The sequence below is a fragment of the Hydrogenophaga sp. genome (assembly GCF_036675665.1).
Classification (GTDB): domain Bacteria; phylum Pseudomonadota; class Gammaproteobacteria; order Burkholderiales; family Burkholderiaceae_C; genus Hydrogenophaga.
In genome coordinates this window covers 19613-39789 of record NZ_JAKFEO010000020.1, presented here as the reverse complement: position 1 = coordinate 39789, position 20177 = coordinate 19613, and the positions used below count along the sequence as shown (strand labels likewise).

The window sequence follows — 20177 nt, the reverse complement described above, 5'->3', positions numbered from 1 at the left end:
TTGAGGGGGTGACGCGCCGCAGGCGCGGCGCGGGGGTGTCACTTATAGCCTGTGCGGTCCAGCATCTGCTGAACTTTGGTCATGTTCTTCGCCACCACGCCCAGCGGCACGGTCTCGGCCTTGAAGTTGTCACCGCCCATGGCCTTGATGGCCGGGTTGGCGACCTTCAAGCCCTTGGCGGCCGGGAACTCGTTGTTGCCGTTGGCAAAGTAGTCCTGCGCGAACGGGCTGGCCAGGAACTCCATGAACTGCACGGCGTTGTCGCGGTTCTTGGCGTGCTTGGCCACGGCCGCGCCAGCGATGTTCACGTGTGTGCCGGTGGTGGCCTGGTTGGGGAACATCACGCGCACCTTTTCCATCGTCGCGCGGTCTTCCGGCTTGTCCGACTTGATGAGGCGGGCGATGTAGTAGGTGTTGCTCAGTGCCACACCGCATTCACCGGAGGCCACGGCCTTGATCTGGTCGGTGTCGCCACCTTTGGGAGAGCGTGCCATGTTGTCCACCACACCCTTGAGCCAGGCTTCGCCCTTCTGGTCGCCCAGGCGCTCCACCACGGTGGCGAACAGCGAGAGGTTGTATGGATGCGAGCCAGAGCGTGTGCAGACCAGGCCCTTGAGTTTGGGGTCGGCAAGCTGTTCGTAGGTCGCCACGTCGGCGGCTTTCACACGCATCGGGTCGTACACGATCACGCGGGCGCGCGTCGAGAAGCCAGTCCAGGTCACGCCGCCTTCGCCTGGGGTGGCACGCAGGTTGGCGGGAATGGCTGCATCAAGCTTGGCCGACTGGATCGGCTGAAAAAGGCCCTGGCTGTCGGCCGAGGCCATGCGGGCTGCATCCACCAACAGGATCACGTCGGCTGGCGAAGCAGCACCTTCGGCACGCAGGCGCGCCACGATGCCGGCGTCGTCGGCGTCCACACGGTTGATCTTGATGCCGGTGGTTTTGGTAAAGGTGTCGTACATCACCTCGTCGGTCTGGTAGTGGCGAGCCGAGTAAAGGTTGAGCACCTTGTCCTGTGCCTGTGCCTGGCCTTGCAGGCCGAGCGTGGCGGCCACCGCGGCCAGGGCAATCGAGAGTTTGCGGAACGAAGTCATGGGGATCCTCGGGAGTTGAAATGAAGGAAAACAGGAGGTGCTTGCTCGGCATGCGCCCGCGAGGCTTGCCGGATAATGGGAATGATGCTAACACTAACGCGAATTGTTCTCAATAAGTATTGCAAAGCTTGGGGGTTTGCGCTGAGCCTGGCCTTCCTGACGGCTTGCTCCACGGTGCAAGGTCCTGCGGTGGTGCCCATGTCGCCGCCGCAGGTTCAGGAGCCCGCTGTGAAGCCGGTCATGCGGGCGCCCCGCCTCGGTTTGGCGCTGGGCGGCGGCGCGGCACGCGGTTTCGCCCATGTGGGCGTGATCCAGGTGCTGGAGGAAAACGGCATCCGCCCTGATCTGGTGACGGGTACCTCGGCGGGCAGCCTGGTGGCGGCGCTCTACGCCAGTGGCAAGACCGCCACCGAGCTTGAGCGCGTGGCCATGAGCATGGACGAGGTGACCCTGACCGACTGGGCCTTGCCCATCCTGGGGCGCGGCCTGCTGCGTGGCGATGCGCTGGCGCGTTATGTGAGCCACGCGGTGGACGGCCGCGTGATCGAGAAGATGGCGCTGCCCCTGGGCGTGCTGGCCACCGATCTGGGCACCGGGCAGGGCGTGCTGTTCCGCCGGGGCGACGTGGCGCAGGCCGTGCGCGCGTCCAGCGCCGTGCCCGGCCTGTTCGCGCCAGTGGGCATTGCCGGACGCGAGTATGTGGACGGTGGTCTGGTGGCGCCCGTGCCCGTGCAGCAGGCGCGCGACATGGGGGCCGAGGTGGTGCTGGCGGTGGACATCTCCAGCGCTCCCGAAGGCAATCTGGCGGTGGGCAACATCCGCGTGCTGCTGCAGACCTTCGCGATCATGGGGCAGAGCATCAACCGCCACGAACTGGCCACCGCCGACGTGGTGGTGCGCCCGGCGCTGGCGGGCGTGGGCAGTGCCGACTTCGCTTCGCGCAAACGCTCCATCGACGCGGGCAGGGCAGCGATGCTCGCAGCCCTGCCGCAACTCAAGACCCAACTGGCGCGGTTGAAACCGGTCAATGTCGCTCGACCATAAAAAAAGCCCCTGCCTTGCGGCGGGGGCTTAAGGGGTCCGATGAAATCGAATTTCGAAAAGGACCCGAGGAGACAACCAGAAGAACGGGTTTGATCTGAAACCTGTTCTCGTGAGAGTCAGGCAGATCGTGCAGTGATGCTAGTTTGCGGCCTGGAGGAAAACTTCAAGCGGCCGATCAACGGCACGATCAACCGGTTGTTCAGCGCTTTTTGGCGACCGACTTCGAAGCGTTGACGGCCGAGTTCGTCACGGTGTTGAAGTTGGCTTCGGCCATTTCGGTGGCTTGCTTGACAGCTTTCTGCACCGATTCCACGGCGTTGGTGGCGGTGGAGACGGCTTGTTTCATCACGAGCATGGCGGTTTCGGAACCGGCCGGTGCATTCTTGGAAGCGTTGTCGACGACGGCCATGAATTTCTTCTGGGTATCGCTGGCCTGGGCTTCAGCGACCTTGCCGAATTCGGCGGTCGTGCCTTGAGCGATGTCGTACAGGTGGCGGCTGTAGGCCACGGTCTTTTCGGCCAGGGGCTGCATCAGGCTGGCTTGCAGCGTCAGCAGTTCCTGAGCGTCTTTGACGCTGAGGAGGGCCTGGGTGCTGTTGGCGGACTCGGACAGGGCGGCCTTGGTGGCTTGCACGTTGAGTTCAACCAGCTTTTCCACGCCTTCGAAGGCTTTCTGGGTCAGACCAAAAATGGTCTCGATGTTGGCTTTCTGGGCGGCAATCATTTGTTCGGCGGTCAGCATATTCGTACTCCTAAACTTGGGTAAAACAGGGTTTAGTTGAAGGCTGCTGGGAACATCGCGCTGTCTGGACGCTTTTGCTTTTTGTTCACATTGCTGCACTGCAACATAAACGCGATTATAGGGATTACCCGCCACCGCGCAAGCGGTTTTTGCTGCGCTGCACCATTCTAGGTGGCGTGGCCTAAAAGGCGCGCTCGCCCCCCAAATACCCGAGGCGGACACAATCCATTGTCCTTCTGACCACAGCACGCACCGCCTTGCAAGCCTTCTACGCCGACCACTTCGTCCTGCCGCTACCCGCGGGGCACCGGTTTCCCATGGCCAAGTACGCCCGACTGCGCGAGCGCCTGGCCCGCGAGCTGCCGCAGGTGGAGTTGCTCGAAGCCCGCCCGGCCAGCGATGGCGAGCTGGCGCTGGTGCACACCCCGCTCTATATAGAAGCTGTGCACACCGGCGCGCTGGCGCCGGCTGCCCAGCGGGAGATCGGCTTTCCGTGGAGCCCTGCCATGGCCGAACGCGCGCGCCGTTCGGTGGGCGCCACGGTGCAGGCATGTCGCCGTGCGATGGATGGCGCGGGCCTGGCCGCCAACCTGGCCGGAGGTACCCACCACGCCTACGCCGACAAGGGCAGCGGCTTCTGCGTCTTCAACGACACCGCCGTGGCCGCTCGCCTGATGCAGGCCGAGCACGCGCGCGCCAACCGTGCGCGCGGCATGTTGCGCGTGGCCATCGTTGATCTCGATGTGCATCAAGGCAATGGCACGGCGCGGATCTTTGCTCACGACGATTCGGTGTTCACGCTGTCACTGCACGGCGCGAGGAACTTTCCCTTTCGCAAGGAGCCCAGCGACCTGGACGTGGAATTGCCCGATGGCTGCGGCGATGTCGAGTACCTGGACGCGCTGGAGCGCGCGCTGGAGGAGTTGGAGCGCCGTTTCGCGCCTGGGCTGGTGATCTACCTCGCGGGCGCCGATCCGCACGAGGGGGATCGGCTCGGGCGCCTCAAGCTCACGTTCGACGGCATGGAGGCGCGCGACCGGCGCGTGATGGACTGGGCCTGGTCCCGCCGCCTGCCACTGGCTTTCGTGATGGCCGGAGGCTATGGCACCGACATGGAAGCCACCGTGCAGGTGCAGATGAACACCTACCGCACGGCGGTGCAATACCACAGGCGCTGGCAAGGGGTGTCTGCGGCCGCGATGACGGCTGCGACAGCTTTGGCCGACCCGCGCTGGCACAATTCCGCGCCATGAGCAGTCCAGCGCCGGTCGCACGCCCCCAACCCTTGCCGCGCAGCGCCTACCGCGTCCTGCGTCCCATCACCACCCGCTGGGCCGACAACGATGTCTATGGCCACGTGAACAACGTGGTGTACTACAGCTGGTTCGACACCGTGGTCAACGCTCACCTGATCGAGCAGGGTGCGCTCGACATCCACGATGGCCCGGTGATCGGGCTGGTGATCGAAACCCAGTGCAACTACTTTGCGCCGCTGGCCTTCCCACAAACCGTGTGGGCCGGTCTGCGCGTGGCGCACCTGGGCAAGTCCAGTGTCCGCTACGAGGTGGGCCTGTTCGCCGATGGAGCAGATCTGGCTGCCGCTTGTGGCCACTTCGTGCATGTCTACGTCGACCGGCAGACCCGCCGGCCTGTGCCCTTGCCCGAAGCCTTGAAGACAACCCTGGAGACCTTGCTATGAGCCACAACCCCACCGCGAGCGTGATCGATCCGGTCAGTGTCGACGCGGCGATCACCAGCCGCATGTCGGTGCGCGCCTTCCTGCCGCAGCCTGTGCCGCGCGCCACCATCGAGCATTTGCTGCAGGTGGCCAGCCGCGCGCCTTCGGGCACCAACACCCAGCCCTGGAAGGTCTATGTGTTGCAGGGCAAGAGCCGCGACGTGCTGTCGGACAAAGTCTGTGCCGCGCACGACGCTCTGCGCGCCGATCCGTCGCTGGCCGCCGAGTATCGGGAGGAATACGACTACTACCCGGAGAAATGGGTCAGCCCCTACATCGACCGCCGGCGGGAAAACGGCTGGAGCCTGTACGGGCTGCTGGGCATCACCAAGGGCGACAAGGACAAGATGCACGCGCAGCACCAGCGCAACTACCGCTTCTTCGACGCACCGGTGGGCCTGATGTTCACGCTCGACCGCGTCATGGGTCGCGGCTCGCTGGTGGACTACGGCATGTTCCTGCAGAACATCATGGTCGCCGCGCGCGGTCATGGCCTGCACACCTGTCCACAGGCCGCGTGGAACGGTTTCGCCAAGATCATCCTGCCGCACATCGGTGCCGGCGAGAGCGAAATGCTGGTCTGCGGCATGGCCTTGGGCTTTGCCGACCAGACCGACAAGGTCAACGGATTTCACACGCCGCGCGAGACCGTCGAGTCCTTCACGACCTGGCTGGAATAATCGCGCCTCTTTCCCCCTTTCTTTTCAATCACAGGAGACACCATGATCACCACCCCCAGCGGCCTGCAATACGAAGACACCGTGGTCGGCAATGGCGAGCTCGCCCAGGCAGGACGCCCGGTGCAGGTGCACTACACGGGCTGGCTCTTCAACGACGGCGTGCAGGGCGCCAAGTTCGATTCAAGCAAGGACCGTGGTCAACCGTTTGAGTTTCCACTGGGAGCGGGCCACGTGATCAAAGGCTGGGACGAAGGCGTGCAAGGCATGGCGGTGGGTGGCACGCGCCGCCTGGTGATTCCGGCCGCGCTGGGTTATGGCGCGCGCGGTGCCGGTGGTGTGATTCCGCCCAACGCCACACTGCTGTTCGAAGTGGACCTGCTCGCGGTCTGAGCGATCCCCATCCGGAGAAACCCATGAACAAGAAAAGCGTGCAGGCGCTGGCCCTGGCCGGCGCACTGCTGCCCGGCCTTGCGCGCGCGGCCGATCTCGACGGCGCTCAGTTGTCGGTGTTGTGGGGCGTGCCGTTCGCGGGCGTGCTGCTGTCCATCGCCATGATCCCGCTGATGGCCCCCCTCTTCTGGCACCACCACTTCGGCAAGGTGGCCGCCGCCTGGGGCCTGGCCTTTCTGGTGCCCTTTGCCATCGCCTTCGGCCCGGCGGCCACCGGGGTGGCGGTGGTGCATGCCGCGTTCGCCGAGTACATCCCCTTCATCATCCTGCTGACCGCACTGTTCACCGTGGCCGGTGGCATCTTCGTGCGGGGCAACCTGCACGGAAGCCCGTTGCTCAACACCGGCTTGCTGGCCATGGGGGCTTTTCTGGCGAGTTTCATGGGCACCACCGGCGCGTCGATGTTGTTGATACGACCACTGATTCGTGCCAATGACAATCGCAAGCACCAGGTGCATGTGGTGGTCTTCTTCATCTTCATCGTCTCCAACGCCGGTGGTGCGCTCACGCCGCTGGGTGATCCACCGCTGTTCCTGGGTTTCCTGAAAGGCGTGGATTTCTTCTGGACCGTGACACACCTCTGGAGCCACACGCTGTTCATCGTCGGTGTGCTGCTGGCCCTGTTCTACGCCATCGACTGGTGGTGCTACCACCGTCGCGAGGAGACCCGCCCGGAAGATCCCACCCCTGACACGCAGCGTCTCGGGTTCGATGGTTCGGTCAATTTCGCGTTGCTGGGTGTGGTGGTCTTTCTGGTGTTGCTCAGTGGTTTGTGGAAGTCGTCGGTGGTGATCAACATCGCCGGTACCGACGTGGGCCTGCCGGGCATCGTGCGCGACATCGGCCTGATCGTCGTCACACTCGTCTCGCTCAAGATCACGCCGGCCAGTGCGCACGACGGCAACCAGTTCGGCTGGGGGCCGATGCAGGAAGTGGCCAAGCTGTTTGCCGCGATCTTCCTGACCATCATTCCGGTGATCGCCATGCTCAAGGCGGGTGTGAACGGGCCGTTTGGCGCGGTGGTTGGTGCCGTCACCAACGCAGACGGCACCCCCAACCCGGCCATGTACTTCTGGGCCACGGGCGTGCTCAGCTCGTTCCTCGACAACGCGCCAACGTACCTGGTGTTCTTCAACACCGCGGGCGGGGATCCGCAGACGCTGATGACAACCATGGCCTCCACATTGGTGGCCATCTCGGCCGGCGCCGTGTTCATGGGCGCCAACACCTACATCGGCAACGCACCCAACCTCATGGTCAAGGCGATTGCCGAAGACCGCGGTGTGAAGATGCCGAGCTTCTTTGGCTACATGGCCTGGTCGTTCGGCATCCTGGTGCCGCTGTTCGCCCTCATGACCTGGCTCTGGTTCATCTGATTTTCTGGAGACATGTCCATGGTGCAAAAGCCTTCCATCCTTGTCAGTCGCAAGATTTTCCCCAACGTTGTTGACCATCTGCGTCAGCATTTCGAGGTCGACACCAACGACACCGACAGCGTGTTGACACCCGCCGAGCTGATCGCACGCCTGCAAGGCAAGGTGGGCGCGCTCACCACCGGCAGCGAGCGCATCGACGGCGCGGTGGCGGCGGCCTGCCCGCAACTGCGGATGGTGGCCAACATCGCCGTGGGGTTCAACAATTTCGATGTGCCCGCCCTGAGTGCGGCGGGTGTGCTGGCCACCAACACGCCCGATGTGCTGACCGAAACCACCGCCGACTTCGGCTTCGCGTTGCTCATGGCCACCGCCCGGCGCCTGACCGAGAGCGAGCATTTTCTGCGCGCCGGCGAGTGGAACCGTTGGGCGCTCGACATGTTCGCTGGCGCCGAGGTGCACGGCAGCACGCTGGGCATCCTGGGCATGGGCCGCATTGGTCAGGCCATTGCGCGCCGTGGCGCCCATGGCTTCGGCATGAAGGTGATCTATCACAACCGCTCGCGGCTCGATGCAGCGCTGGAGGCCGAATGCAAGGCCAGCTACGTGGACAAGACCACGCTGCTCAGGACGGCCGATCACCTCATCCTGGTGCTGCCCTACAGCCCGGAAAGCCACCACACCATCGGCGCGGCCGAGATCGCGCAGATGAAGCCCACCGCCACGCTGGTCAACATCGCGCGCGGTGGCATCGTGGATGACGCAGCGCTCGCGCTGGCCCTGCGCAGCCGCGTGATCGCGGCCGCTGGCCTGGACGTGTTCGAGGGTGAGCCCAAGGTACACCCCGATCTGCTGACCGTGCCCAACGTGGTGCTCACGCCGCACATCGCCAGCGCCACCCTCAAGACGCGCCAAGCCATGGCACAGCTCGCCGCCGACAACCTGATTGCCTACCTCACGCAAGGCAAACCGCTGACGCCGCTCAACGCCGAGATCCTGGGCAAAGGCGCGCGCTGATGACCGACTCGACGCTGCTCATCGCCCTGCTGGTGCTCGCCGCCATCGGCGTGGTCTTTCAGGCAGCGCTGTGGCTGCGCAAGCCAGGGGCGGATGCCGATGAACTGGCCCACCGGCAAACGCTGCTGGCTCAACTGCAGCAGACGGGTCAGCGCGTGGAGCGCATCGAGAGCGAGCTGCGCCGCGAGATGGCAGAAGGCTCGCGCACCGCTCGCCAGGAACTGCAGCAGACCCTGGCCACGTTCCAGGAGGCCATCACGAGCCAGGGCGCCGAGGCCACCCGCACGCAGAATGCGCAGATCGACGCTTTCGCGCAGCAACTGGTGCAGCTGCGCGGCACCCTGGGCGACACGCTCACGCGCCAGTTGCAGGACCTGAGCGAGGCCAACTCGCGCCGCCTGGCCGAGGTGCGTGCCACGCTGGAAGCGCAGTTGATGCAGCTGCAGCAAGGCAACGCCGCCAAGCTCGACGAGATGCGCGCCACGGTCGACGAAAAACTGCAGAGCACGCTGCAGGCGCGCCTGGGCGAGAGCTTCAAACAGGTGGCCGACCGGCTGGAGCAGGTGCACAAGGGCCTGGGCGAGATGCAGACGCTGGCCCAAGGCGTGGGTGACTTGAAGCACCTGCTGACCAACGTGAAGACGCGCGGCATGTTCGGCGAAGCACAACTCTCAGCGTTGCTGGAGCAGGTGTTTGCGCCCGACCAGTACGCCACGCAGGTCATGACCAAACCGGGCAGCCGGTTCACGGTGGACTTCGCGATCAAACTGCCCGGTCGCGGCGACGCCGGCGTGCCTTGCTGGTTGCCGATCGATGCCAAGTTTCCGAACGAGGACTACGAGCGCTTGCTCGACGCGCAGCAGCGTGCCGACGCTGAGGGCGCCGAGATCGCGGCGCGCGGTCTGGAACAGCGCATCAAGCTGGAAGCCAGGTCGATGGCCGACAAGTACCTGGAGCCGCCGTACACCACCGACTTCGCGATCCTGTTCCTGCCCACCGAAGGCTTGTACGCCGAGGTGCTGCGCCGCCCCGGCCTCATGGAGGTGTTGCAGCGCGAGTACCGTGTGACGCTGGCCGGACCGACCACGCTCATGGCCATGCTCAACTCGCTGCAGATGGGCTTTCGCACACTCGCGCTGGAGAAACGCTCGAGTGAGGTCTGGCAGGTGCTTGGTGCGGTCAAGACCGAGTTCGGCAAATTCGGCGATGTGCTGGCGCGGGTGAAGAGCCAGACCCAAACCGTGCTCAACACCCTGGACAGCGCCGAGACGCGCAGCCGCGCCATGGGCCGTGCGCTCAAAGCGGTGGAGGCGCTGCCGCAGGACCAGGCCAGCGCGCTGCTGCCGCTGGACCCCAACGATCCCGGAGACGCTTGAACCCAACGCTTCGGTCCGATCTGGCGCGGCTGATCGCGGCGCAGATCTGTCTGCATGCATGCATGACCGGCTTTCGCATGGCCGCGCCCTTGATGGCGCTGCGCGAAGGCTACAGCCCGGCGGCGGTGGGCATGTTGCTGGCCTTGTTTGCGCTGGCGCCGGTGTTCATGGCCTTGCCGGCCGGGCGCTACGCCGATCGGCGTGGGCTCAAGAAGCCCGTGGCCATGGCGGTGGGCATCGCATCGGCGGGCGCGGCGGCGTCGGTGGCCTTCCCGGTGTTTGGTGTGCTGTGTGTCACCGCGCTCACCTGCGGCGCGGCCACCGGGCTGGCCATGATCGCGCTGCAGCGACATGTGGGGCGTCTGGCGAACAACGCCACCGAGCTCAAGCAGGTGTTCAGCTGGATGGCCATCGGTCCGTCCATCTCCAACTTCCTGGGCCCGTTCGCTGCGGGCGTGATGATCGACAGCTTCGGATTTCGCGCGGCCTTCCTGCTGCTGGCTTTGCTGCCGTCGCTGGCCTGGTTCTGGGTGCGCCACACGGTCGAGCATGAACCGGTGGCGCCCGAGCTGCGCCAGTCCAGCGGCTCGTCATGGAACCTGCTGAAGGACGCGGGCTTTCGCAAGTTGATGATGATCAACTGGATGCTGTCTTCTTGCTGGGACGTGCACACCTTCCTGGTGCCTGTGCTGGGCCACGAGCGCGGCCTGAGCGCCACCGTGATCGGTTCCATCCTGGGCGCTTTCGCGCTGGCTGCCACCGCCATCCGCGTGCTCATGCCCTGGCTGGCCGCGCACCTGCGTGAATCCGTGGTGATCGCCTCGGCCATGGGCGCCACCGCGCTGCTGTTTGCCGTGTATCCGCTGGTGCACGCGGCCTGGGCCATGGCGGCGCTGTCCATCCTGCTGGGCCTGGCGCTGGGCTCGGTGCAGCCCATGATCATGAGTTCACTGCATCAGATGACCCCGCACCACCGCCATGGTGAGGCATTGGGTCTGCGAGCGATGGCCATCAACGGCTCGAGCGTCGTGATGCCGCTGCTGTTCGGCTCGGTGGGCGCGCTGGTGGGGGTGGGCGCCGTGTTCTGGATCGTGGGCGCTGTGGTGGGCGCGGGCTCGCCGCTGGCCTGGAGCCTGCGCACGTCCGCAGGGGAGCCGCCGCAGCGCGAGTTCTAACGTCAGTCTGCGTGGGCGGACTGCCTGGCAACCCTGGGCACCGAGCGGCGCACAGAGCGGGTGGCGGGCAGGTGGAAGCCCAGCCCGGCGAGGTAGGTGTCCACCGTGTGGCGCCCGCTCTTTTCCAGGTCAAACGCCTGTGGGTCCAGCAGCCAGTTCTGGATCAGACCGTCCACAATCACATGCAGCCCCAGCGCTGCCGTGGACAGCGGCATGGCCAGCTTGATGTCTTCACGGCGCACCGCTTCGCGCAGGGCTTCCTCGGTCATGGCCATGCACTCGTTGCGCACCTGCAGGTGGCGGTCGCGCACCGCCTGCATTTCGGACACGTACTCCACCTTGTGCGTGGCCACCTCGAACACGCGGCGGGTCTGTTCGTCCGTGGCGGTCTGCCTGAGCGCGTTCATCATCGAGTCGCGCAGCGAGAGCAGGGGATTGGCCACGGTTTCAGCCGTGCGCGCCGTACAGGCCAGCGCGCCTTCCAGCGGCATGGTCACGCGCTCCATCATGGCGTTGAACAAGTCGGCCTTGTCCTTGAAGTGCCAGTAGATTGCTCCGCGCGTGGTGCCGGCGGCGGTGGCAATGTCGTTGAGCGACGTGCGCGAAACGCCATGAGCCTGAAACAAATGCTCTGCAGCATCCAGCAGGGTGTTGCGTGTCACCAGTGCATCGGCTTTGGTGCGTCGAACCATGGCTTGTGTCTCCAGATTGCATTCCCCTGGGGGGATGGCTGGACTATACATACATTCTTGTATGTATGTATACTTCGCCGTTTTGCGACGGAGCAAGTGGTCAGGGTATTCCCTGCCTTGTGTGCCTCGCCCATCTTCAATCCCCAAGGACTCCCATGCCCGCCTTGAGCCCCATCATGTCTGCTCCTGTTTCGCGCACCCGGTTTGCTCCCTTGCAGCCGAATCACTTGTTGCGAGGACTGTCCGTGCTGGCGCTCGCCGTGGTGTTGAGCGCCTGCGACAAGCCTGCAGCGCCCGCAGCCGCGGCCGGTGGTGGCATGCCGGCGCCCGAAGTGGGTGTGGTCACGGTCGCGCCAGGAGACGTGGGTCTCGTGACCGAGCTGCCGGGCCGACTGGAAGCCTCACGGGTGGCGCAGGTGCGGGCGCGCGCGGCGGGCATCCTGCAGGAGCGGCTGTTTCGCGAAGGCAGCGACGTGAAGGCGGGTCAGGCGCTGTTTCGCATCGATGCGTCGCCCTATGCAGCGGCACTGCAAAGCGCGCAGGCGGGGCTGGCCCGTTCGCAGGCCAACCTCACGCAGGCCACTGCGCTGGCAGAACGTTATGCCCCCCTGGTGAAGGAAAACGCCATCAGCCAGCAGGAATACGCCAGCGCCGTGGCGGCTCAGAAGCAGGCCGAGGCCGACGTGGCCGCGGGCAAGGCGGCCGTGCAGACCGCCAACATCAACCTGAACCATGCGCGTGTCACCGCGCCGATCTCCGGTCGCATCGGCCGCGCGCTGGTGACCGAAGGCGCTCTGGTCGGGCAGGGCGAGGCCACCCAGCTGGCGGTGATCCAGCAGATCAATCCGATGTATGTGAACTTCACCCAGTCCGCCTCCGAGGTCTACAAGCTGCGCAAGGCCATGGACAGTGGCCAGCTCAAGGGCGCGGGTGCGCAGGCCGCTGCCGTGCAGGTGGTGATGGAAGACGGCAGCGTGTACGAGCAGCCGGGCCGCCTGCTGTTCTCCGACCTCACCGTGGACAGCACCACCGGCCAGGTGACCCTGCGCGCCGAGGTGCCCAACCCCAAGGGCACGCTGCTGCCGGGCCTGTATGTGCGTGTGCGTCTTGAGCAGGCCACCGCAGGCAACGCGATCACGCTGCCGCAACAGGCCGTGACGCGTTCGGCACAAGGCGATTCCGTGTCGGTGGTCGATGCCGAGGGCAAGATCGCAAAACGCACCGTGAAGGTGGGCGGCCAGCAGAACGGTCGCTGGGTGATCCTCGACGGCCTGAAGGCGGGTGAACAGGTCATGGTCGACGGCTTCCAGAAGCTGCAGATGATGCCGCCGGGCACCGCCGTGAAGGCCGTGCCGTGGCAGGCGCCCGGCAGCGCACCAGCCGCGCCCGCGGCCACTGCGCCGGCGCCCGAGACCGCGAAGTAAGGAGCGCCCGACATGGCGAAATTCTTCATTGACCGGCCCATCTTCGCGTGGGTGATTGCGCTCTTCATCATGGTGATGGGCGGCGTGTCCATCACGCAGTTGCCGATCGCGCAGTACCCACCCGTGGCCCCGCCGGCCATCATCATCAACGCCACCTATCCCGGTGCCTCCGCCGCCACGCTGGAGAACAGCGTGTTGTCGGTGATCGAGCAGGAAATGAACGGCTCGCCTGGCCTGATCTACATGGAGTCGGTGGCGCAGGCCAACGGTACCGGCAGCATCACGCTGAGCTTCGAGACCGGGACCAACGCCGACCTGGCACAGGTGGACGTGCAGAACCGCCTCTCGCGCGCCTCCCCGCGCCTGCCCTCGGCGGTGACGCAGCAGGGCGTGCGCGTGGACCGCTCGCGCAGCAACTTCCTGCTGTTCACCATGCTCTCCAGCGACGATCCCGCGTGGAACCCGGTGGCGCTGGGCGACTACGCCTCGCGCAGCGTGGTGCCCGAGTTGCAACGCCTGCCCGGCGTGGGCCAGGCGCAGCTGTTCGGCACCGAACGCGCCATGCGCATCTGGATCGACCCGGCGAAGCTGCTGGGCTACAACCTCAGTGCCGCCGATGTCACTACTGCGATCCGCGCGCAGAACGCGCAGGTGTCGGCCGGTGAAATCGGTGCCTTGCCCAACGTGGGTGGCCAGAGCATTGCAGCCACCGTGGTGGTCAATGGCCAGCTCGCCAGCGTCGAGCAGTTCGGCAACGTGGTGCTGCGCGCCACCCCCGACGGCGCTACCGTGCGGCTCAAGGACGTGGCTCGCATCGAACTCGGCGCACAGGCCTACGCCACCTCGGCGCGCTTGAATGGCCAACCGGCGGTCGGCATCGGCGTGCAGCTCTCGCCCAGTGGCAACGCCCTGGCCACCGCCGATGCCGTGCGCGCCAAGATGACCGAGCTGGAGCGCTTCTTCCCGCAGGGCATGACCTGGTCGATTCCTTACGACAGCTCGCGCTTCGTGAAGATTTCCATCCAGCAAGTTGCCATCACGCTGGGCGAAGCCATGCTGCTGGTGTTCCTGGTGATGTTCCTGTTCCTGCAGAACATTCGTTACACCATCATTCCCACCATCGTGGTGCCGGTGGCGCTGCTGGGCACGTTTTCCGTGTTGCTGGCCATGGGCTTTTCCATCAACGTGCTCACCATGTTCGGCATGGTGCTGGTGATCGGCATCGTGGTGGACGACGCGATCGTCGTGGTGGAGAACGTTGAACGCATCATGAGCGAAGAAGGTTTGCCGCCGCTGGAGGCCACCCGCAAGGCCATGACGCAAATCTCGGGCGCCATCATCGGCATCACCGTGGTGTTGATTTCGGTGTTCGTGCCGCTGGCCTTCTTTGCCGGCTCGGTGGGCAACATCTACCGCCAGTTCTCCGCCGTGATGGGCGTGTCCATCGCGTTCTCGGCCTTCCTGGCGCTCTCGCTCACGCCCGCGTTGTGCGCCACCCTGCTCAAGCCGGTGGAAGCCGGTCACCACCACGAGAAGAAGGGATTCTTCGGCTGGTTCAACCGAGGCTTTGCGCGCACCGCCAAGGGCTACGAGGGTGGTGTGGCCAAACTGCTGCCGCGCGCCGGCCGCACATTGGTGATCTACCTGGCCATCGTCGCCGCGGCGGTGGTGGTCTACATGCGCCTGCCCACTTCGTTCCTGCCGGGTGAAGACCAGGGCACGATGCTGGTCAATGTGCAGTTGCCTCCCGGCGCCACGCAAGAGCGCACGCTGGAGGTGATCAAGCAGGTGGAAGATTTCATCCTCAAGCAACCCGAAGTGCAGAGCATGGTCGGCGTGCTGGGCTTCAGCTTCTCGGGCCAGGGCCAGAACGCGGCGCTCGCGTTCATCACGCTCAAGGACTGGGACGAACGCACCGCACCCGGCAGTTCTGCCGAAGCCGTGGCTGGCCGGGCCTTCGGCGCGCTCTCGGGCGTGCGCGACGCGTTCATCTTTCCACTGAGCCCGCCACCCATTCCCGAACTGGGCGCATCGTCCGGTTTCAGCTTCCGTTTGCAGGACCGTGGCGGTCTGGGTCGCGATGCCCTGCTCAGCGCACGCAACCAGCTGTTGGGCATGGCCTCGCAAAGCAAGCTGCTCACCCAGGTGCGCCCCGACGGCCTGGAAGACGCACCGCAGTTGCAGATCGACATCGACCGCGACAAGGCGAATGCGCTGGGCGTGGGGTTTGACGCGATCAACACCGCGATCGGCACCGCGCTGGGTTCGACCTACGTGAACGACTTCCCCAATGCCGGGCGCCTGCAGCGCGTGGTCGTGCAGGCCGATGCGCCCGCGCGCATGCAGCCCGATGATCTGTTGCGCCTGAACGTGGTGAACAGCAAGGCCCAGGCCGTGCCGCTCTCGGCCTTCGCCACCACGCGCTGGATCACCGGCCCGATGCAGACCGTGCGCTACAACGGTTATCCGTCCATGCGCATCAGCGGCAGCGCGGCGCCCGGCTCCAGCACGGGGGATGCCATCGCCGAGATGGAGCGGCTCGCTGCCCAGTTGCCGCAAGGTATTGGCTACGAGTGGACCGGTCAGACGCGTGAGGAAAAGCTCGCGGGCTCGCAGGCCATCGTCCTGTACGCCTTTGCCATCCTGGCGGTGTTCCTGTGCCTGGCCGCGCTGTACGAGAGCTGGACGATTCCGCTCTCGGTGATCCTGGTGGTGCCGCTGGGCGTGGTGGGTGTGCTGTTGGCCACGTTGCTGCGCAACTACTCGAACGACGTTTACTTCCAGGTCGGCCTGATCACCATCATCGGCCTGTCGGCGAAGAACGCGATCCTGATCATCGAGTTTGCCAAGGACCTGCAGGCACAGGGCAAGGGCGTGATCGAGTCCGCGCTGGCCGCCGCCCACCTGCGGTTCCGCCCCATCGTCATGACCTCGCTGGCGTTCACGCTGGGCGTGTTGCCGCTGGCACTGGCCTCGGGCGCAGGTTCGGCCAGCCAGCGCGCCATCGGCACCGGTGTGATTGGCGGCATGCTCACCGGCACCGTGCTGGCGGTCGTGTTCGTGCCGATCTTCTTTGTGGTGGTGCGCACGCTGTTCAAAGGCAGCGAACGCCAACACCGCCGCGACGCCGAACAGGCGCAACAACACGGAGTGCATTGAAAAATGACCCCCCTGCGCCGCTTCGCGTCTTCCCCCCTTGGAGGGGGGACCACACCTGCAGCCCGGCAAAGCCGGTTCTGCGGTGTGTGCTGGGCGGCACCTCTTCTTTCGTTGCATCGCGGGTTTCGCGAAGCAAGGTGGAGCTATCGACATGACATCTGATTTCAAACTGCGCCTCGGCGCCCTGGGCCTGGCGGGGCTTGCACTGTCCGGCTGCTCGTTCACACCGAAGTACGAGCGCCCCGCAGCGCCCGTGGCCGCCACGTTTCCTGATCAGACGGCCCCCATGGCCGCCCAGGCCGACAACATGGCCTGGCGCGAGTTCGTGGGCGATGCGCGGCTGCGCGATCTGATCGCGCTGGCGCTGGCCAACAACCGCGACTTGCGTGTGGCCACGCTCAACATCGAACAGGTGCGCGCGCAATACCAGATCCGCCGTGCCGACCAGTTCCCCTCGGTGGGGCTGGCAGCAGCAGGCAACCGCCAGCCCGACGGCAATGGCGGCATCACCAGCACCTACAGCGTGGGCCTGGCCCTGAGCAGTTGGGAGATCGATTTCTTCGGTCGCCTGGGCAGCCTGAAAGAAGCGGCGCTGGCGCAGTACCTCGCCAGCGAGGAAGCGCGCCATGCTGCGCAGACCAGCCTGGTGGCGGCCGTGGCCAGCACCTGGCTGAGCCTGCAGACCAACGACGAGTTGCTGGCCCTGACCCAGCGCACGCTGGCCACACGCGAAGACTCGCTGCGACTGAGCAAGCTGCGCTTCGACAACGGCGCCACCTCGGCGCTGGACCTGAGGCAGGCCGAGTCGCTGACGGCGGCGGCGCAGTCGGCATTGGCCCAGCAGCGTCGCCTGCGCGCGCTGGATCTGAACGCACTCACGCTGCTGGTGGGGCAGACACCACCGGCTGCGCTGCTCCCGGCGCCCCCCACCATGCCCGAGGCCGTCACGGCCAACACCAACGGTGCCAAGGTGCCAACCGCGCCGGTGCCCGCCGCACCGATGCTGCGTGACGTGCCGGCCGGTCTGCCGTCCGATCTGCTCACGCGCCGCGCGGACATTCGCCAGGCCGAGCAGCAGCTGATCGCCGCCAACGCCAACATCGGTGCCGCGCGTGCGGCCTTCTTCCCGCGCATCTCGCTCACCGCCAGCGCGGGCACGGCGAGCAGCAGCCTCTCGGGCCTGTTCAAGGACGGATCATGGGGATTCACGCTGGCACCGCAGGCCTTGCTGCCGATCTTCGATGCCGGACGCAACAACGCCAACCTGGACTCCGCCAAGGCCGCGCGCAGCATTGCCGTGGCGCAGTACGAAAAGGCGATCCAGACGGCGTTTCGCGAAGTGGCAGACGCGTTGGCCGGCAGCGCCACGCTGGGCGACCAGCTCACGGCCCAGCAGGTGCAGGCCACAGCTGAAGCGGAGCGTTTCCGCTTGGCCGAGCTGCGTTACCGCAATGGAGTGGCGAGTTTCCTGGACGTGCTGGACGCCCAGCGTTCGCTGTTCACGACGCAGCAGGCGCTGGCGCAAACGCGCCTGGCGCAACAGCAGAACCAGGTGGCCTTGTACAAGGCGCTGGGTGGCGGCTGGACAGTGGAGTGAACCCCCTGCGCCGCTGACGCGGCTTCCCCCTGAAAGGGGGACAACGCTTGCGGCCCGGCAAAGCCGGTTCCGCGGCGTTCTGGACGGGTGATTGGCGCGCTGAGCGAGTTGGCGTTTACGCCTTCAGGTCGTAGAACTTCACGATGTGCTGCCAGGCGACCTGGGGATCGTCCACGTACTGGAACAACTTCAGGTCATCGGGCGAGATCGCGCCTTCTTCCACCAGCACATCCAGGTTGATCAGGCGCTTCCAGTAGTCCGATCCGAACAGCAGGATGGGCACCGGCTTGGCCTTCTTGCATTGCACCAGCGTGATCACCTCGAACAGCTCGTCGAGCGTGCCGAAGCCGCCGGGGAACGCCAGCAGTGCCTTGGCGCGCATCATGAAATGCATCTTGCGCAGCGCGAAGTAGTGGAACTTGAAACTCAGCTCGGGTGACACATAAGGGTTGGCCGCCTGTTCGTGCGGCAGCGCGATGTTCAGACCCACGTTGAGCGCGCCTTCGTCGTGCGCACCGCGGCTGGCGGCCTCCATGATGCCGGGCCCGCCGCCGGTGCAGATGAAGAGCTGGTCGGCCTTGGGACAGCTTGCGCTGTAGCGTGCCACCATGCGTGCAAACGCGCGCGCATGGTCGTAGTAGGGCGCATTGCGCACCATGGCCTGGGCGCGCGCGATGTCCGCGACCTCACCGCTGCGCTCGGCGCGCACCAGCATTTCCCGGGCTTCGCTGGCCTCGCGAAAACGCGCGCTGCCGAACACCACGACGGTGTTCTCGATGCCGGCGTCGCGTTGGGCCAGATCGGGCTTGAGCATTTCGAGCTGGAAACGGATGCCGCGCGTTTCGCGACGCAGGAGAAACTCCGGGTCGGCAAAAGCCAGCCGGTAGGCGTCGGCATGCAGGGCGTTGCCTTCGTTGGCGTGGGTCTGCAGTTCGGCCCATGCGTCCGCCAGACGGCGCTCGTTGATGTTCTGTGTGGTTTCCATGAGGGGCTCCTTGAGACTTCAGTGTCTTTGAATTGTGTGACTACAAACCCAGCGCCAGAGCCAAGGGCACGAACAGGATCGCCAGCGCATTGCCCAGCATGATCATGGCGCCGACCTTGTCGGGTTCCTGGTGGTATCGATCGGCGAGCATGAACTGCATCACGGCAGGTGGCAGGGCGGCAAACAACAACAGCTGGCCGCGCGCCGCACCCTCCAGGCCCAGTGCCCAGGCCAGCGGAATGCCGATGGCCAGACCGATCATGGGTCGGGCGAGAGCGCCCAACATGCCCAGCGCCAGGCCTGAGCGGGTCAGGGCGGTGAGCCGCACACCCAGGGCAAACAGCATCATGGGCAGCAACGCGTCGCCCAGCAGCTTCAGGCCGGAGAGCACCACGTCGGGTGGACGCACATCGGAGAGCGCGCTGATGAAGCCCAGGGCGGTGCCGATCATGAGCGGGCTGGTGAGCAGATCGCGCGTGCGCGCCATGCGGCTGGTGATGCGTGCGCCCAGCGAAAAATGCAGCAGGTTGCTCACCGAAAACAGCGCCACCGCCGCGCCAAAATGGGCCGGGCCGAACGCCAGCAGGGCCAGCGGCAGGCCCATGTTGCCGCAGTTGTTGAACATGACCACCGGCACCAGCGTGCGCGGCTGCGCGCCAAAGATCCTGGCCAGCGGCCAGGCCAGCAGACCACCGAGCAGGATGAGCGCGGTGCCACCGATCAGCAGCGTGGTGTGCTCGGCCATGTGGAAGTCGCGCGAGGCCAGCGCCGAATACACCAGCAGCGGCGCCAGCACATCGAGCGCGATGCGGTTGAACGTCGACATGTCGGGCACACCGCGGCGCGCGTAACCGTAGCCGATGGCCACGATCAGGAAGACCGGGATGATGACGTCTGTGATGCGGCTGATCAGGTCCATGGCGAAGGGTGTGGAGTGCAAACGCAAGAGGCTCCCGCAGGAGCCTCTTGAACCGAACGATCAGAGCCTGATCACACCCGTTTGCGGTACTCGCCGGTGCGGGTGTCGATCTCGATCTTGTCGTCCTGTGCCACGAACAGCGGCACGGCGACTTCGAAGCCGGTGGCGATCTTGGCGGGCTTGAGGACCTTGCCGGACGTGTCGCCCTTGACGGCGGGCTCGGTCCAGGTGATCACGCGCTCGACGCTGGTGGGCAGTTCGACCGAAATGGCCTTGCCGTCGTAGAACACCACTTCAACGGTCATGCCGTCTTCGAGGTAGTTCAGGGCGTCGCCCATGTTCTCGGCTTCCACCTCGTACTGGTTGTAGTCGGCATCCATGCACACGTACATCGGGTCGGCGAAGTAGGAGTAGGTGCACTCCTTCTTGTCCAGGATGATCTGGTCCATCTTGTCGTCGGCCTTGCAGACGACTTCGGTGGCCATGTTGTTGAGCAGGGCCTTGAGCTTCAGGCGCACGGTGGCGGCACCACGGCCACCACGGCTGTATTCGGTTTTCAGGACGATCATCGGGTCCTTGCCGTGCATGATGACGTTGCCGGCGCGGAGTTCTTGAGCGATTTTCATAAGGATTCCAACGGTTGGGCCGCGCGTTCCCGGCGTGGGCTGGACACCCGGGAACCGATCTGATGGCTGCGATCTGTGCGGCGAGA

Annotated in this window: 18 protein-coding genes; 12 read left to right on the top strand and 6 right to left on the bottom strand. The window is 65.5% G+C overall.

The features are described from left to right. Positions 1-38: 38 nt before the first annotated feature. Positions 39-1094 carry an extracellular solute-binding protein gene (locus V6M63_RS09300; RefSeq protein ID WP_332741300.1) on the bottom strand — a complete coding sequence of 352 codons (1056 nt, stop codon included), beginning with the start codon at positions 1092-1094 and terminating at the stop codon, positions 39-41. Between the two features lie 240 nt (positions 1095-1334). On the opposite strand from V6M63_RS09300, the gene V6M63_RS09295 reads away from it, so the two are divergent. Continuing rightward, a complete protein-coding gene (locus V6M63_RS09295; RefSeq protein ID WP_332741299.1) occupies positions 1335-2138 on the top strand; it encodes a patatin-like phospholipase family protein in 804 nt (267 codons plus the stop codon). A gap of 199 nt (positions 2139-2337) precedes the next feature. Here the strand turns inward: V6M63_RS09295 and V6M63_RS09290 are convergent, their stop codons facing one another. After that, positions 2338-2880: a phasin family protein gene (locus V6M63_RS09290; RefSeq protein WP_332741348.1), complete on the bottom strand. Its 543-nt coding sequence runs from the start codon at positions 2878-2880 to the stop codon at positions 2338-2340. 257 nt (positions 2881-3137) lie between these two features. On the opposite strand from V6M63_RS09290, the gene V6M63_RS09285 reads away from it, so the two are divergent. Genes V6M63_RS09285 through V6M63_RS09250 form a run of 8 tightly spaced genes read left to right on the top strand, consistent with a single transcriptional unit; the run spans position 3138 to position 10689 of the window. After that, a complete protein-coding gene (locus V6M63_RS09285; RefSeq protein ID WP_332741298.1) occupies positions 3138-4133 on the top strand; it encodes a histone deacetylase family protein in 996 nt (331 codons plus the stop codon). After that, positions 4130-4579: an acyl-CoA thioesterase gene (locus tag V6M63_RS09280; RefSeq protein WP_332741297.1), complete on the top strand. Its 450-nt coding sequence runs from the start codon at positions 4130-4132 to the stop codon at positions 4577-4579. Before V6M63_RS09285 ends, V6M63_RS09280 begins: the two co-directional genes overlap by 4 nt. Beyond that, entirely contained in the window at positions 4576-5298 is a 723-nt protein-coding gene (locus tag V6M63_RS09275) for a nitroreductase (protein WP_332741296.1), read from the top strand. Before V6M63_RS09280 ends, V6M63_RS09275 begins: the two co-directional genes overlap by 4 nt. 42 nt (positions 5299-5340) lie before the next feature. After that, on the top strand, positions 5341-5688 hold the full coding sequence (locus tag V6M63_RS09270) for an FKBP-type peptidyl-prolyl cis-trans isomerase (protein ID WP_332741295.1): 348 nt from the start codon (positions 5341-5343) through the stop codon (positions 5686-5688). 23 nt (positions 5689-5711) lie between these two features. Then, positions 5712-7124, top strand: coding sequence for a sodium:proton antiporter (locus tag V6M63_RS09265; protein ID WP_332741294.1), 1413 nt, complete (start codon positions 5712-5714; stop codon positions 7122-7124). Positions 7125-7145: 21 nt separating this feature from the next. After that, positions 7146-8138, top strand: a complete 993-nt coding sequence (locus V6M63_RS09260; RefSeq protein WP_332741347.1) for a 2-hydroxyacid dehydrogenase — start codon at positions 7146-7148, stop codon at positions 8136-8138. Next, positions 8138-9514: a DNA recombination protein RmuC gene (gene rmuC, locus V6M63_RS09255; RefSeq protein ID WP_332741293.1), complete on the top strand. Its 1377-nt coding sequence runs from the start codon at positions 8138-8140 to the stop codon at positions 9512-9514. The genes V6M63_RS09260 and rmuC overlap by 1 nt, the downstream gene beginning before the upstream one ends. Further along, positions 9511-10689, top strand: coding sequence for an MFS transporter (locus V6M63_RS09250; RefSeq protein WP_332741292.1), 1179 nt, complete (start codon positions 9511-9513; stop codon positions 10687-10689). Before rmuC ends, V6M63_RS09250 begins: the two co-directional genes overlap by 4 nt. Positions 10690-10691: 2 nt before the next feature. Here the strand turns inward: V6M63_RS09250 and V6M63_RS09245 are convergent, their stop codons facing one another. Beyond that, the gene (locus V6M63_RS09245) at positions 10692-11381 is read right to left on the bottom strand and encodes a TetR family transcriptional regulator (protein ID WP_332741291.1); all 690 of its coding nucleotides are present in this window, start codon (positions 11379-11381) and stop codon (positions 10692-10694) included. Between the two features lie 176 nt (positions 11382-11557). On the opposite strand from V6M63_RS09245, the gene V6M63_RS09240 reads away from it, so the two are divergent. The 3 genes from V6M63_RS09240 to V6M63_RS09230 all read left to right on the top strand — a co-directional run bounded on the left by V6M63_RS09240 (position 11558) and on the right by V6M63_RS09230 (position 17561). Beyond that, positions 11558-12805, top strand: coding sequence for an efflux RND transporter periplasmic adaptor subunit (locus V6M63_RS09240; protein WP_332741290.1), 1248 nt, complete (start codon positions 11558-11560; stop codon positions 12803-12805). 12 nt (positions 12806-12817) lie between these two features. Beyond that, positions 12818-15964 (top strand): efflux RND transporter permease subunit, encoded by a 3147-nt coding sequence (locus V6M63_RS09235; RefSeq protein WP_332741289.1) that lies wholly within the window; start codon positions 12818-12820, stop codon positions 15962-15964. Positions 15965-16115: 151 nt separating this feature from the next. Then, on the top strand, positions 16116-17561 hold the full coding sequence (locus V6M63_RS09230) for an efflux transporter outer membrane subunit (RefSeq protein WP_332741288.1): 1446 nt from the start codon (positions 16116-16118) through the stop codon (positions 17559-17561). Between the two features lie 115 nt (positions 17562-17676). Here V6M63_RS09230 and V6M63_RS09225 read toward each other — a convergent pair whose 3' ends face one another. From V6M63_RS09225 to efp, 3 genes are all read right to left on the bottom strand, one after another. Beyond that, complete coding sequence (locus V6M63_RS09225) at positions 17677-18546, bottom strand: TIGR00730 family Rossman fold protein (RefSeq protein ID WP_332741287.1); 870 nt, start codon at positions 18544-18546, stop codon at positions 17677-17679. 40 nt (positions 18547-18586) lie between these two features. Continuing rightward, positions 18587-19465 (bottom strand): AEC family transporter, encoded by an 879-nt coding sequence (locus V6M63_RS09220; RefSeq protein ID WP_332741286.1) that lies wholly within the window; start codon positions 19463-19465, stop codon positions 18587-18589. A 71-nt stretch (positions 19466-19536) separates the two neighbouring features. After that, on the bottom strand, positions 19537-20091 hold the full coding sequence (gene efp / locus V6M63_RS09215) for an elongation factor P (protein ID WP_066271559.1): 555 nt from the start codon (positions 20089-20091) through the stop codon (positions 19537-19539). Between the last annotated feature and the right edge of the window lie 86 nt (positions 20092-20177).